The following is a 13,804-nucleotide window of genomic DNA, read 5'->3' as shown; positions in this document are numbered from 1 at the left end:
GGCGCCCGCCGCGACGGACCGGACCGGCGCCGTACCCGCCTCACCCCTCGGCGATCACCACGGCGGAGGCGACCCCCGCGTCATGGCTCAGCGACACATGCCACGACCGGACCCCGAGCTCCACCGCCCGCGCCTCGACCGTGCCCTGCACCCGCAGCCGCGGCTGCCCGCTGTCCTCGACGTACACCTCGGCATCGGTCCAGTGCAGACCGGCCGGCGCCCCGAGCGCCTTGGCCAGCGCCTCCTTGGCGGCGAACCGCGCCGCCAGGGAAGCGATGCCCCGCCGTTCCCCGCTCGGCAATATCAGCTCGTCCTCGATGAACAGCCGATGCGCCAGCTCCGGCGTGCGCTCCAGCGCCGCGCCGAAGCGGTCGATCTCGGCGACATCGATCCCGACCCCGATGATCACTCCACCGTCACCGACTTGGCGAGGTTGCGCGGCTGGTCGACCTCGTTGCCGCGGGCGGTGGCCAGCTCACAGGCGAAGACCTGCAACGGGACCGTGGACACCAGCGGCTGGAGCAGCACCGGCGTCCGCGGGATCCGTACGAGGTGGTCGGCGTAGGGCACCACCGTCTCGTCGCCCTCCTCCGCGATCACGATGGTCCGCGCCCCCCGGGCCCGGATCTCCTGGATGTTCGACACGATCTTGTCGTGCAGCACGGACCGCCCGCGCGGCGACGGCACCACGACGACGACCGGCAGATCGTCCTCGATCAGCGCGATCGGCCCGTGCTTGAGCTCCCCGGCCGCGAAGCCCTCCGCATGCATGTACGCGAGCTCCTTGAGCTTCAGCGCACCCTCCAGCGCCACCGGATAGCCCACATGCCGCCCGAGGAACAGCACCGTGTTCTTGTCGGCGAGGGAGCGCGCCAGCTCCCGTACCGGCTCCATCGTGCCGAGCACCTGCTCGACCTGGGTGCCGATGGCGGCGAGTTCGCGCACCACGTCCCGGATCTCGTCGCCCCACTTCGTGCCCCGCACCTGCGCGACATAGAGCGCCACCAGATAGCAGGCCACCAACTGCGTCAGAAACGCCTTCGTCGACGCCACCGCCACCTCGGGCCCGGCGTGCGTGTACAGCACCGCGTCCGACTCCCGCGGGATGGTCGACCCGTTCGTGTTGCAGATGGCGAGCACCTTCGCGCCCTGCTCCCGCGCATGCCGCAGCGCCATCAGGGTGTCCATCGTCTCGCCGGACTGGCTGATCGCGATCACCAGCGTGTGCCGGTCCAGAATCGGGTCCCGGTAACGGAATTCACTGGCCAGCTCGGTCTCGCAGGGAATCCTGGTCCAGTGCTCGATCGCGTACTTGGCGATCATCCCCGCGTGGTACGCCGTCCCGCACGCCACGATGACGACCTTGTCGACCTCCCGCAGCACCTCCGGCGGGATCCGCACCTCGTCCAACGACAGCACGCCGGACGCGTCGATCCGCCCCAACAGCGTGTCCGCGACGGCCTTCGGCTGCTCCGCGATCTCCTTCAGCATGAAGTAGTCGTAGCCGCCCTTCTCGGCGGCCGAGGCGTCCCAGTCCACGTGGTACTCGCGGACCTCCGCCGGCGCCCCCTCGAAGTCGGTGACCGTCACCCCGTCCCGGCGCAACTCCACGACCTGGTCCTGGCCCAGCTCGATCGCCTCCCGGGTGTGCGCGATGAACGCCGCCACATCGGAGGCCAGGAAGGCCTCGCCGTCCCCGACGCCCACCACCAGCGGCGAGTTCCGGCGCGCCCCGACGACCACATCCGGCTCATCGGCGTGCACCGCGACCAGCGTGAACGCACCCTCCAGCCGCCGGCACACCTGCCGCATCGCCTCGGCCAGCTCACCGCACGACGAGTAGCACTCGGCGAGCAGATGCGCCACGACCTCGGTATCCGTCTCGGACGCCAACTCATGCCCGCGGTCGGTGAGTTCGGCGCGCAGCCCGGCGAAGTTCTCGATGATGCCGTTGTGCACGACCGAGACCCGGCCGGCGTTGTCCAGATGCGGATGGGCGTTCTCGTCGGTGGGCCCGCCGTGCGTCGCCCACCGGGTGTGCCCGATCCCCGTCGAACCAGCCGGCAACGGACGGTCCGCCAGCTCCTTCTCCAGGTTGGCCAGTTTCCCGGCCTTCTTGGCCGCCGCCAGCCCCCCATCGGCCAGCACGGCGACCCCCGCCGAGTCATACCCGCGGTACTCCAGCCGCTTCAGCCCGGCCAGGACAACATCAAGGGCGCTCTGCCCGCCCACATATCCCACGATTCCGCACATGGGGGCAGCGTACGCGCCGGGTCCTGCGCCGCGGCGGCACGGCGACGCGGTTGGCTCGCGGCCGTACCGCCGACCCCGAGGTCACCGTTCGCCGCGGGGCTCAGGTTCCGGAAGGAAGCTCTTCAGATACCGGTTACGCGGCGCGGAGGGCCGTATCAACACCCCAGTCATGATCATGACCGATGACCGCGCCCCCAGGGGACGCCCCCCCACACAGCGCGGCAAGGCCCACATGCCCGGGTCCCGCGGCGGCCGTCGCGGGCCTCAGTACCCCCGCGCTATCCGGTCGTGCGCCTCCCGCACCGCCTCCAAGGACTCCTCGTCCGCCTCCGCGTCCGCGCCGGGGCCGGTGCCCGGCTCGTAGCGCTCCAGGAAATCGGCGAGATCCTCTCCCAGGTCCTCGTCCGGCAGTTCCTCGGCCAGCTCGGCGTACACCTGGGCGGCGAAGCCGTCCGTGGTGCAGTCCGGACCGGTGTGGTCCGCGCCGGCACTTCTCCCCCATGGCCGATGTCCCAGCAGACCGGCCTTACGCGTGCGCACCCGAACCCCCCTGATTCGTCCGCGGCCCGTCTCCGGGCCCTTCCCCGCCGCTGACCGTACCGGGCAATATCGACCGGGTACAGACAGGGTGGCTGAGATTCACCCAAGACCACCCTGACATCCACAAGACCACCTTCCGGCGCCCGGCCGGCCACCCCGAGATGAACGGCGGGTGGCGGCTGCGCACAATGGGCGCGTGCCCCTGACGACCGATCCGCAGCAACGACGCCGCGCCGAGAGCTCCCCGTACGTCGATCTGACGCGCGCACAGTGGAGCGCCCTGCGGGAGAAGACCCCGCTGCCCCTGACGGCCGACGAGGTCGAACAGCTGCGGGGCCTGGGCGATGTCATCGACCTCGACGAGGTACGCGATGTCTATCTCCCGCTGTCCCGGCTCCTCAACCTCTATGTCGGCGCCACCAGCAATCTGCGCGGTGCGCTGAACACCTTCCTCGGCGACGCGGGCGGCGGCCCCCAGCCCGGCACCCCGTTCGTCATCGGGGTCGCGGGCAGCGTGGCGGTCGGGAAGTCCACCACCGCCCGGCTGCTCCAGGCGCTGCTGGCCCGCTGGCCCGAGCACCCGCGCGTCGAGCTGGTCACCACCGACGGCTTCCTCTTCCCCAACGCCGAACTGCACCGGCGCGGTCTGATGTCCCGTAAGGGCTTCCCGGAGTCCTACGACCGGCGGGCGCTGACCCGCTTCGTCGCGGCGGTGAAGTCCGGCAAGGCCGAGGTCACCGCACCGGTCTACTCCCACCTGATCTACGACATCGTGCCCGGCGAGCAGCTGACCGTGCAGCGCCCCGACATCCTCATCGTCGAGGGCCTGAACGTCCTCCAGCCGGCCCTGCCCGGCAAGGACGGCCGCACCCGCCTCGGGCTCGCCGACTTCTTCGACTTCTCCGTCTACGTCGACGCCCGCACCGAGGACATCGAGAAGTGGTACCTCGGCCGCTTCCGCAAGCTGCGCGAGACCGCCTTCCAGAACCCGTTCTCGTACTTCCGCAAGTACACCCAGGTCTCCGAGGACGAGGCCCTCGACTACGCCCGGATGATCTGGCGCACCGTCAACAAGCCCAACCTGCAACAGAACGTCGCCCCGACCCGCGGCCGCGCCAACCTGGTGCTCCGCAAGGGGCCGGACCACAAGGTGCAACGGCTGTCGTTGCGCAAACTCTAGGGAGTGCGAACGCCGTGCTGCATCTGCGCCTGATCATCCCTGCGGACCGTACGGACGAGGTGCTCCAGCTGCTGGAGCGGACCGTCGGGACCACCCATCTCGTCGTGCTGAGCGGGGCGGCCCGTGAGCCGCGGGGCGATGTGGTGCTGTGCGATGTCGCCCGGGAGGCCGGTGACGGACTGCTGGCCCGGCTGCGGGAGATGGGCCTCGACCGGAGTGGTTCCATCGCGCTGGAGCACATCGATCTGTCGCTGTCCCGGCGGGCCGACCGGGCGGAGGACGAAGCCCCCGGCGAGGGCGCGGACGCCGTGCTGTGGGAGTCGCTGACCGACGCCACCCACGAGGAGTCGACGCTGTCGGCCACTTACCTCGCGTTCCTGACCCTCGCGACGATGATCGCGGCCTGCGGTGTGGTCCTCGACAACGCCATCTTGATCGTCGGCGCGATGGCGGTCGGCCCCGAGTTCGGCCCGCTGGCGGGCATCTCCACCGCCCTGGTCCGGCGCGCCCCGCGGCCGGCCTGGCGCTCGCTGGTGGCGCTGGTCGTCGGCTTCGTTGTGGCGATGGCGCTGACCGGCGGCTTCAGCTACTTCATGGACGCGGTGGGGCTGTTCACCGAGCACCGGGTCGAGGGCCCGCGGCCCAATACGTCGTTCATCTGGCAGCCGGACTGGATGTCGTTCGTGGTGGCCTTCCTCGCCGGTGTCGCCGGCACCCTCTCGCTGACCTCGGCGAAGTCCGGCGCCCTGGTGGGCGTGGCCATCTCCGTGACGACCGTGCCCGCCGCCGCCAACGCCGCCGTCGCCTTCACCTATGGCGACTACGCGCAGACCTGGGGCTCCGTCGGCCAGCTCGGGCTGAACATGGTGGGCATCGTGGTCGCCGGCACCCTCACCCTGGCCACACAGAAGCTGCTGTGGGCCCGGCACGGCACTCTCCCGGTCGCCCGCTAGCAGACCGGAAACGGCCTCGCCCCGAGGCGACAAGATGCCACCCCGGGGCGAGGCCGGTGCGTCCGCGGCACCCGCGCCGCGGTCCGTTGCCTCAACGGCGGCCGCGGCCACCGCGTACGGGACTCATCCCAGCGCCGACTTGACCGCGTCCGCCAGCCGCTCGGCGACCGCGCGGGCCTGCTCGATGTCCGCCGCCTCCACCATCACCCGCACCAGCGGCTCCGTACCGGACGGCCGCAGCAGCACCCGCCCGGTGGCGCCCAGCTCGCGCTCCGCCTCGGCGACCGCCGCGGTCACCTCGGGCGAGGTGGCCACCCGGGACTTGTCGACGTCGGGGACGTTGATCAGGATCTGCGGCAGCCGCTCCATGACGCCCGCCAGCTCGGCCAGCGGCTTGCCGGTCGCGGCGACCCGTGCGGCCAGCATCAGACCGGTCAGCGTGCCGTCACCGGTGGTGGCGTGGTCCAGCACGATGACGTGCCCGGACTGCTCGCCGCCCAGCGCGAGGCCGTGCGCCTTCATCTCCTCCAGGACGTAGCGGTCGCCGACCGCGGTCTGGACGAGGTCGATGCCCGCGCCCTCCATGGCCAGCTTGAAGCCGAGGTTCGACATCACGGTGGCGACCACGATGTTCTTGCGCAGCGTGCCCGCCTCGCGCATCCCGAGCGCCAGGACGGCCAGGATCTGGTCGCCGTCGATCTCGTTGCCCTCGCGGTCCACCGCCAGGCAGCGGTCCGCGTCGCCGTCGTGGGCGACACCCAGGTCCGCGCCGTGCTCGACCACGGCGGCGCGCAGCAGCTCCAGGTGCGTGGAGCCGCAGCCGTCATTGATGTTCAGGCCGTCGGGCTCGGTGCCGATCGTGATGACGTCGGCGCCGGCCCGGGCGAACGCCTCGGGCGAGACCCGCGCCGCCGCGCCGTGGGCGCCATCGATGACGATCTTCAGCCCGTCCAGGCGGTTGGGCAGCACGCCGACGAGGTGCGCGACGTAGTTGTCGAAGCCCTCGTCATAGACGGTGACCCGGCCCACGCCGGCCCCGGTCGGCCGCTCCCAGGGCTCACCGGAGCTGTGCGCGCGGTAGGTCTGCTCGATACGGTCCTCCAGCTCGTCGGCGAGCTTGTGGCCGCCGCGGGCGAAGAACTTGATGCCGTTGTCGGGCATCGGGTTGTGGCTGGCGGAGAGCATCACGCCGAGGTCCGCGCCGAGCGAGCCGGTCAGATACGCGACCGCCGGGGTCGGGAGCACCCCCACCCGCAGCACGTCCACACCGGCGCTGGCCAGGCCCGCGACGACCGCGGCCTCCAGGAACTCACCGGACGCGCGTGGATCCCGTCCGACCACCGCCACCGGCCGGTGCCCCTCGAAGGTGCCGGCTTCCGCGAGCACATGCGCCGCAGCGACCGACAGACCGAGCGCCAGCTCCGCCGTCAGATCCGCATTGGCGACGCCGCGCACACCGTCCGTGCCGAAGAGTCGTCCCACTGGTGTCCTCCGAGTAGATGAGCTTGGACCAGAGCATTAAGTCCAGGTATACGCCCCTGGTCCCGGATAGCCGAACGCCCCGGCAGCACGGAGGTGCCACCGGGGCGTTCGCCAAGATGCTGCACGGTGCAGCACGCGCGATTAGCGCTTGCTGTACTGCGGCGCCTTACGGGCCTTCTTCAGACCGGCCTTCTTGCGCTCGACCGCACGGTCGTCACGCTTGAGGAATCCGGCCTTCTTCAGCGCCGGGCGGTTGTTGTCGACGTCCGCCTCGTTCAGCGCACGGGCCACGCCCAGGCGCAGCGCACCGGCCTGGCCGGAGATGCCGCCGCCGGAGATGCGGGCGACGACGTCGTAGCGGTTGTCGAGCTCGAGCACCTTGAAGGGCTCGTTGACTTCCTGCTGGTGCACCTTGTTGGGGAAGTAGCCCTCAAGAGTGCGACCGTTGATCTTCCACTGGCCGGTGCCCGGAACGATCCGGACGCGGGCGATGGCGTTCTTGCGACGGCCCAGGCCGGCCGCCGGCTGCGGGTCGCCGAAGCGCGACGCGAGGGACTCGGAGGTGTACTCCGACTCCACGACCTCGGTCTCGGTGGTGTATTCCTCGACGGCGTCGTCGTTCTCGATGACGGTCTCGGGAGTGGTCTCGGCCACGATGCTCCTCAGATTCTCTGTCGTCTTAGGGGGTGGCCGGACTTACTGCGCGACCTGGGTGATCTCGAACGGGACCGGCTGCTGCGCAGCGTGCGGGTGCTCGGCACCTGCGTAGACCTTCAGCTTCGAGAGCATCTGACGGCCGAGGGTGTTCTTGGGGAGCATGCCCTTGATGGCCTTCTCGACGGCCTTCTCGGGGTTCTTGTCGAGCAGCTCGTCGTAGCGGACCGAGCGCAGACCACCCGGGAAGCCCGAGTGGCGGTAGGCCATCTTCTGGGTCCGCTTGTTGCCGGACAGGTGCACCTTGTCGGCGTTGACGATGATGACGAAGTCACCCATGTCAACGTGCGGCGCGTAGACCGGCTTGTGCTTACCCCGCAGGAGGGACGCGGCCTGGCTGGCCAGACGGCCCAGGACAACGTCCTGCGCGTCAATGATGTGCCACTGGCGCTGGACATCGCCGGGCTTGGGGCTGAACGTACGCACGTCTTAGCCTTCGCTTCTTAAGTGAATGGGTCCTGTACTGGTCGCCGTGACCGATCCCGCAGCAGGGCGGCACTACGGGTGACGCAACCCGATCGTCCGCCGCTGGTTATCGGCCCAGGGACCGGCGTAAGGGCCCCTCACGTGAGATAGAGCAAGCCAATACGCATAACGAACCAGCAGAATACCGGGCCGTCCCCAGCGGGGTCAAAACGCCTCCCGAACCGGCGTACGGTCCGGGGCGGCCCCGGCTACCGCTTCCGCTCCACCCGCCGCTCGTCCCACACCGGCTCCGCCGTCTCCCGCACCAGCCCGTCCGAGCCGAACACCAGGAACCGGTCGAAGGACTTCGCGAACCACCGGTCGTGGGTGACCGCCACCACCGTCCCGTCGTACGCCTCCAGCCCCTCCTGAAGCGCCTCCGCCGACTCCAGGTCCAGGTTGTCGGTCGGCTCGTCGAGCAGCAGGGCGGTCGTCCCGGCCAGCTCCAGCAGCAGGATCTGGAAGCGCGCCTGCTGGCCGCCGGAGAGCCGGTCGAAGCGCTGCTCGGCCTGTTTCTCCAGCTCATAGCGGCGCAGCGCGGACATCGCCTGGCCCTTGTCCTTGGCGTGTTCGGTCCACAGGACGTCGAGCAGGGTGCGGCCCAGCAGCTCGGGGTGGGCATGCGTCTGCGCGAAGTGGCCGGGGACGACCCGGGCGCCCAGCTTCCAGGCACCGGTGTGCGGGACGGGATGCGCGGACTCGTCGGCGTCTCCGGCCAGCAGCCGCAGGAAGTGCGACTTGCCGGAACCGTTGGAGCCGAGGACCGCGACCCGCTCGCCGTAGAAGATCTCCAGCGAGAAGGGCTTCATGAGGCCGGTGAGCTCCAGACCCTCGCAGGTGATCGCGCGCACGCCGGTGCGCCCGCCGCGCAGCCGCATGGTGATCTCCTGCTCGCGCGGCGGCTCCGGCGGCGGCCCGGCCTCCTCGAACTTCCGCAGCCGGGTCTGGGCGGCCTGGTAGCGCGAGGCGAGGCCGTCGTTGAACGCCGCCTTGTTCTTGAGCATGTTCACCAGCTGCTTCAGCTGCACATGCTTCTCGTCCCAGCGCCGCCGCAGCTCCTCGAAGCGGGCGAAGCGCTCCTTGCGGGCCTCGTGATAGGTGGCGAAACCATCACCGTGCACCCATACGTCGGAGCCCGCCGGGCCCGGCTCCACGCTGACGATCTTCTCCGCGGCGCGGGCCAGCAGCTCCCGGTCGTGCGAGACGAACAGCACCGTCTTACGGGTCTCCCGCAGCTGCTCCTCCAGCCACCGCTTGCCCGGTACGTCCAGATAGTTGTCCGGCTCGTCCAGCAGCAGCACCTCGTCCGTGCCGCGCAGCAGCGACTCCAGCACCAGCCGCTTCTGCTCACCGCCGGAGAGCGTGCGCACCTTGCGCCACTGTGCCTTCTCGTACGGCATCCCCAGCGCCGCCGTCGTGCAGATGTCCCAGACGGTCTCGGCCTCGTAGCCGCGGGCCTCGGCCCAGTCGCTGAGCGCCTGGGCATAGGCCATCTGCGCGGCCTCGTCGTCGTCCTCTGCGGTCATGATCGCCAACTCGGCGGCGTCCACCGCGGCGGCCGCCTCCCTGATCCGCGGCTGCGCCACGGAAACCAGCAGGTCACGCACGGTGCGCTCGTCCCGTACGGAGCCCACGAACTGCGGCATCACTCCCAGCCCGCCGCTGACCGTCACCGCCCCGCCGTGCGGCTGGATCTCCCCCGCGATCAGCCGCAGCAGCGTCGTCTTGCCGGCCCCGTTGGCCCCCACCAGCGCGACCGACGCACCCTCCCCCACCCGGAAGGACACATCCCCCAGCAGGACCTTCCCGTCCGGGAGGTAGTACTCCAGATGTCCCGCCTCAAGATGTCCCATGAACGGGATTGTGACCGCCCTCCAAGCCTTCTACCAACCGGTTTAGGATGCGCGGCATGAGCTTTGGGCAAGGCGGGCCGTTCGACGGCCCCGGGGGTTCTTCGTCGTCGACGCCGGACTGGGGCGCACTCGCCGAGGAGAGTGAGGCACAGGCCCGACGCAAACGCTGGATGTGGATCGGCGGCGGCGTGCTGGCGGCCCTCGCGGTGGCCGGCATCGTCACCGCCGCCGTCATGACCGGCGGTGCGAAGGGCGGCAGTCCGACGGCGTCGCCCAGCGCGTCCGACGACGCCGCGGTGCCGGACGACCAGCCGTCCTTCCCGGACGTCTCCGTCCCGCCCCCGCCCAACCCGCGGGACTACATCTCCGACCCCAAGAAGGACAAGGCGCCGCTGACGCCCGCCACCGTCTTCCCGCAGAAGAGCATGGTCGTCGGCGAGCACACCTACCCCCGCACCAAGACCGCCGCCACCACGGACTGCACCGCAGCCGCCCAGGGCCCGCTGGTCTCCTCGCTGACCCACAACGGCTGCCGGAAGCTGCTGCGGGCCACGTACTCCAAGGGCGGTGTCGCGGTCACCATCGGCATCGCGGTCTTCGACTCCCCGGCGCAGGCCACCAAGGTCATGAACGAGAACAAGGCCAACCTCATGCCGCTGCCCGGCGGCGGTGTCCCGGCGGACTTCTGCCAGGGCACGAAGTGCCGGATGGCGACCAATGCCACCGGCCGCTACGCCTACTTCACGATCGCCGGCTACCTCAACGGCAAGGACGTCACCAACACCGAGACCAAGGCCCGGCAGATCGCCCGGGACGGCGGTGCCTACGCGTTCAGCCAGATCACCCAGCGCGGCAAGGACCAGGCCGCGAAGGCCGCCGAGCAGCAGCTGAAGGACGCCCGGGAGAAGGCCGGCCAGTCCTGACGCCTCCGGTGGCGCCGCCCCTCCGGCGGCGCCACCACCGGGCCGCCGCTCAGCAGCAGCCGCCCGCCGGCAGCGTCCGCTTGTTCCGCGCCTCCTGGTTGCGCGCCATCAGCAGCTCGTCGGCCGGATAGCCGACCTCCTCCAGCGTCAGCCCATGGGGCCGCACGACATGCACGGCGGAGTCCCGCACCCCGGCGGCCAGCACCTTGCCCGGCCACTCCACGGGCCGGTGCCCGTCCCCGACGAACAGCATCGCCCCCACGAGCGACCGCACCATGTTGTGGCAGAAGGCATCCGCCCGCACCGTCGCCGTGATGATCCCGTCGGCCCCGCGCACCCAGCTCAGCTCCTGGAGCGTACGGATCGTCGTCGCGCCCTCCCGCCGCTTGCAGTACGCCGCGAAGTCGTGCTCACCCAGCAGCGGCCGGGAGGCCTCGTTCATCGCCTCGACGTCCAGCGCCCAGTCGTGCCAGAGCACATGGCCGCGCAGCAGCGGATCCACCCCGCCGTGGTGATCGGTCACCCGGTACGCATAGCGCCGCCAGATCGCCGAGAACCGCGCATTGAAGCCGTACGGCGCCTCGGCGAGCCGCCACACCCGCACATCCTTCGGCAGCCGCCCGGCCAGCCGCCGCAGCAGCGTGTCCTGATGCTCGGCCCACAGCTGCGCGGGAAGATCCACATGCGCCACCTGCCCCCGCGCATGCACCCCGGCATCCGTCCGCCCGGCCACGGTGAGCTCATACGTCTCCGCGGACCGGGTCACCGTCCGCAGCGCGTCCTCGATCTCCCCCTGGACGGTCCGCCGCCCGCCGGCCTGCTTCGCCCATCCGGAGAAGTCCTTTCCGTCGTAGGAAAGGTCCATCCGCACCCGGACCGCGCCCGGCTTCACTTCGTCACTCACACCAGCAATCCTCTCAAGCCCCGCGCGGGCTGCCCGCGCCCGCATACGAAAGCGGGCCCGCCCCGAAGGGCGGACCCGCTGACGCTCAAGCCGGGACTCAGGCGTCCTTCGACTCCTCGGTCGCCTCGGCAGCCGCGGCCGCCTCCGCGTCCTTGGCCGCACGCTTGGTCGCGGCCTCGGCCTCACCGGTGGCCTGCTGGGCCACGGTCAGCGCCTCCACCAGCTCGATGACGGCCATGGGAGCGTTGTCGCCACGACGGTTACCGATCTTGGTGATACGGGTGTAGCCACCCGGGCGGTTCTCGAACCGCGGGGCGATCTCCGTGAAGAGCGTGTGCACGACGCTCTTGTCCGAGATCAGCTGCATGACCTGACGGCGGTTGTGAAGGTCGCCCTTCTTCGCCTTGGTCACCAGGCGCTCCGCGTACGGACGCAGACGACGGGCCTTGGCCTCGGTCGTCGTGATGCGGCCGTGCTCGAAGAGCGCGGTGGCCAGGTTGCGCAGCATGAGGCGCTCGTGCGCAGCGCTGCCGCCCAGACGGGCACCCTTGGCGGGCTTCGGCATGTTCTTTCTCCTTGGTATCTGCCCCGGCCGTATCAGGTACCGAGGTCAGGACCCGGCGAGCGGTTGCTCACCGGCAACAACCAGCCCCTCCCGCGAGGAGAGGGGCGGGACCCCCGCGCCCTGTAAGGGGCGCGGGGAACTGCGCGACCAGCGACAGCCGGCCCGCAGCCGAAATCAGGCCGTCCGGCCCGACCTCTTAGTACTGCTCGGTCTCGACGAACCCGGCATCCGCGTCGTCGTCCGCGCCGAACGCGTCGGCGGCGGCGGTCGGGTCGAATCCGGGCGGGCTGTCCTTGAGGGCCAGGCCCATGCCGGCCAGCTTCGCCTTGACCTCGTCGATCGACTTCGCACCGAAGTTGCGGATGTCGAGCAGGTCGGCCTCGGAGCGCGCCACGAGCTCACCCACGGAGTGGATGCCCTCACGCTTGAGGCAGTTGTACGAGCGGACCGTGAGCTCCAGCTCCTCGATCGGCAGCGCCAGGTCGGCGGCCAGGGCGGCGTCCGTCGGGGACGGGCCCATGTCGATGCCCTCGGCGTCGATGTTGAGCTCGCGCGCCAGACCGAACAGCTCGACCAGGGTCTTACCGGCGGACGCCATGGCGTCACGCGGGCGCATGGCCTGCTTGGTCTCGACGTCGACGATCAGCTTGTCGAAGTCGGTGCGCTGCTCGACACGGGTCGCCTCGACCTTGTAGGTGACCTTGAGCACCGGCGAGTAGATGGAGTCGACCGGGATACGGCCGATCTCCTGGCCCACCTGCTTGTTCTGGACGGCGGAGACATAGCCGCGACCGCGCTCGACGGTCAGCTCCATCTCCAGCTTGCCCTTGCCGTTGAGCGTGGCGAGGACCAGGTCCGGGTTGTGCACCTCGACACCGGCCGGCGGGGCGATGTCCGCCGCGGTGACCAGGCCGGGACCCTGCTTGCGCAGGTACATCACGACCGGCTCGTCGTGCTCCGAGGAGACGACCAGCTGCTTGATGTTGAGGATGAGGTCGGTGACGTCCTCCTTGACGCCCGGCACGGTGGTGAACTCGTGCAGGACACCGTCGATGCGGATGGACGTGACCGCCGCACCCGGGATCGAGGACAGGAGGGTACGACGCAGGGAGTTGCCGAGGGTGTAACCGAAGCCCGGCTCCAGCGGCTCGATCACGAACCGGGAGCGGTATTCGTCGACGACCTCTTCGGTCAACGAGGGACGCTGAGCAATCAGCATGTTCTTCGATCCTTCAGTCGTGGACGCCCGCTATTTGACGTCCGCTGTACTGACAAGGGTACGGGCGGCACGGCGCCATCGGCTCCGTACCGCCCCCACCGGTCAGCTCTTACTTGGAGTAGAGCTCAACGATCAGCTGCTCCTGCACCTGGGTGTCGATCACCTGGCGCTCGGGCATGCTGTGCACGAGAATCCGCAGGTTCGACGGAATCGCTTCCAGCCAGGCCGGAACCGTCTTCTCGCCGGCCTCGGCCTTGGCCACCTCGAAGGGGGTCAGGTTCCGAGAGCCCTCGCGGACCTCGACGATGTCGTTCACGGCCACCCGCGCCGACGGGATGTCGGTCTTGCGGCCGTTCACAGTGATGTGTCCGTGACGCACCAGCTGACGGGCGTGGTCGCGGGACTTGGCAAAGCCGGCCCGGTAGACCACGTTGTCGAGGCGGGTCTCAAGGATGCGCAGAAGGTTCTCACCGGTCTTGCCGGTCTTCTGGTTCGCTTCCTTGTAGTAGTTCACGAACTGCTTCTCAAGGACACCGTAGATACGGCTGCACTTCTGCTTCTCACGAAGCTGGAGCAGGTACTCGCTGTCCTTGGTGCGCCCGCGACCGTGCTCACCCGGGGGGTAAGGACGGATCTCGATCGGGCACTTTGCGCTCTCGCACTTGCTCCCCTTGAGGAAGAGCTTCTGCTTCTCCCGACGGCAACGCTTGCAGTCGGCCCCGGTGTAACGCGCCATTTTCCAGTTGTCTCCGT

Annotated in this window: 14 protein-coding genes; 3 read left to right on the top strand and 11 right to left on the bottom strand. The window is 69.9% G+C overall.

What is annotated here, in order from left to right; all coding sequences use genetic code 11:
- Window positions 1-40 precede the first annotated feature (40 nt).
- The 3 genes from TU31_RS18550 to TU31_RS18540 form a co-directional block, all read right to left on the bottom strand.
- Window positions 41-409, bottom strand: a complete 369-nt coding sequence (locus tag TU31_RS18550; RefSeq protein ID WP_042155918.1) for a holo-ACP synthase — start codon at window positions 407-409, stop codon at window positions 41-43.
- Complete coding sequence (gene glmS / locus TU31_RS18545; RefSeq protein WP_042155916.1) at window positions 406-2,253, bottom strand: glutamine--fructose-6-phosphate transaminase (isomerizing); 1,848 nt, start codon at window positions 2,251-2,253, stop codon at window positions 406-408. Before glmS ends, TU31_RS18550 begins: the two co-directional genes overlap by 4 nt.
- Window positions 2,254-2,517: 264 nt before the next feature.
- Entirely contained in the window at window positions 2,518-2,793 is a 276-nt protein-coding gene (locus TU31_RS18540) for a hypothetical protein (protein WP_245698588.1), read from the bottom strand.
- 196 nt (window positions 2,794-2,989) lie between these two features.
- Here TU31_RS18540 and coaA point away from each other — a divergent pair, with 196 nt between their 5' ends.
- On the top strand, window positions 2,990-3,973 hold the full coding sequence (gene coaA, locus TU31_RS18535; RefSeq protein ID WP_042155915.1) for a type I pantothenate kinase: 984 nt from the start codon (window positions 2,990-2,992) through the stop codon (window positions 3,971-3,973).
- Between the two features lie 14 nt (window positions 3,974-3,987).
- On the top strand, window positions 3,988-4,926 hold the full coding sequence (locus TU31_RS18530; protein WP_042155913.1) for a DUF389 domain-containing protein: 939 nt from the start codon (window positions 3,988-3,990) through the stop codon (window positions 4,924-4,926).
- Between the two features lie 123 nt (window positions 4,927-5,049).
- Here TU31_RS18530 and glmM read toward each other — a convergent pair whose 3' ends face one another.
- The 4 genes from glmM to TU31_RS18510 form a co-directional block, all read right to left on the bottom strand.
- Complete coding sequence (glmM, locus tag TU31_RS18525) at window positions 5,050-6,408, bottom strand: phosphoglucosamine mutase (RefSeq protein WP_042155911.1); 1,359 nt, start codon at window positions 6,406-6,408, stop codon at window positions 5,050-5,052.
- Window positions 6,409-6,549: 141 nt separating this feature from the next.
- The gene (gene rpsI / locus TU31_RS18520) at window positions 6,550-7,062 is read right to left on the bottom strand and encodes a 30S ribosomal protein S9 (protein WP_042155909.1); all 513 of its coding nucleotides are present in this window, start codon (window positions 7,060-7,062) and stop codon (window positions 6,550-6,552) included.
- Window positions 7,063-7,104: 42 nt separating this feature from the next.
- Entirely contained in the window at window positions 7,105-7,548 is a 444-nt protein-coding gene (gene rplM / locus TU31_RS18515; protein WP_042155907.1) for a 50S ribosomal protein L13, read from the bottom strand.
- A 248-nt stretch (window positions 7,549-7,796) separates the two neighbouring features.
- The gene (locus TU31_RS18510) at window positions 7,797-9,440 is read right to left on the bottom strand and encodes an ABC-F family ATP-binding cassette domain-containing protein (RefSeq protein WP_042155905.1); all 1,644 of its coding nucleotides are present in this window, start codon (window positions 9,438-9,440) and stop codon (window positions 7,797-7,799) included.
- 56 nt (window positions 9,441-9,496) lie between these two features.
- Between TU31_RS18510 and TU31_RS18505 the strand changes: the two genes are divergently transcribed.
- Window positions 9,497-10,363: a hypothetical protein gene (locus TU31_RS18505; RefSeq protein ID WP_042155903.1), complete on the top strand. Its 867-nt coding sequence runs from the start codon at window positions 9,497-9,499 to the stop codon at window positions 10,361-10,363.
- A gap of 49 nt (window positions 10,364-10,412) precedes the next feature.
- Here the strand turns inward: TU31_RS18505 and truA are convergent, their stop codons facing one another.
- From truA to rpsD, 4 genes are all read right to left on the bottom strand, one after another.
- Complete coding sequence (gene truA, locus TU31_RS18500) at window positions 10,413-11,267, bottom strand: tRNA pseudouridine(38-40) synthase TruA (protein ID WP_042155902.1); 855 nt, start codon at window positions 11,265-11,267, stop codon at window positions 10,413-10,415.
- A 97-nt stretch (window positions 11,268-11,364) separates the two neighbouring features.
- Window positions 11,365-11,832 (bottom strand): 50S ribosomal protein L17, encoded by a 468-nt coding sequence (gene rplQ / locus TU31_RS18495; RefSeq protein ID WP_042155899.1) that lies wholly within the window; start codon window positions 11,830-11,832, stop codon window positions 11,365-11,367.
- A 196-nt stretch (window positions 11,833-12,028) separates the two neighbouring features.
- Window positions 12,029-13,051, bottom strand: coding sequence for a DNA-directed RNA polymerase subunit alpha (locus TU31_RS18490; protein ID WP_003956430.1), 1,023 nt, complete (start codon window positions 13,049-13,051; stop codon window positions 12,029-12,031).
- Between the two features lie 109 nt (window positions 13,052-13,160).
- On the bottom strand, window positions 13,161-13,787 hold the full coding sequence (rpsD, locus tag TU31_RS18485; RefSeq protein WP_042155896.1) for a 30S ribosomal protein S4: 627 nt from the start codon (window positions 13,785-13,787) through the stop codon (window positions 13,161-13,163).
- Window positions 13,788-13,804: the final 17 nt, after the last annotated feature.

It is taken from the genome of Streptomyces lydicamycinicus, assembly GCF_000829715.2.
Lineage (GTDB): Bacteria > Actinomycetota > Actinomycetes > Streptomycetales > Streptomycetaceae > Streptomyces > Streptomyces lydicamycinicus.
The sequence above is the reverse complement of the archived record's forward strand: the minus strand, read 5'-3'. Positions and strand labels throughout refer to the sequence as shown.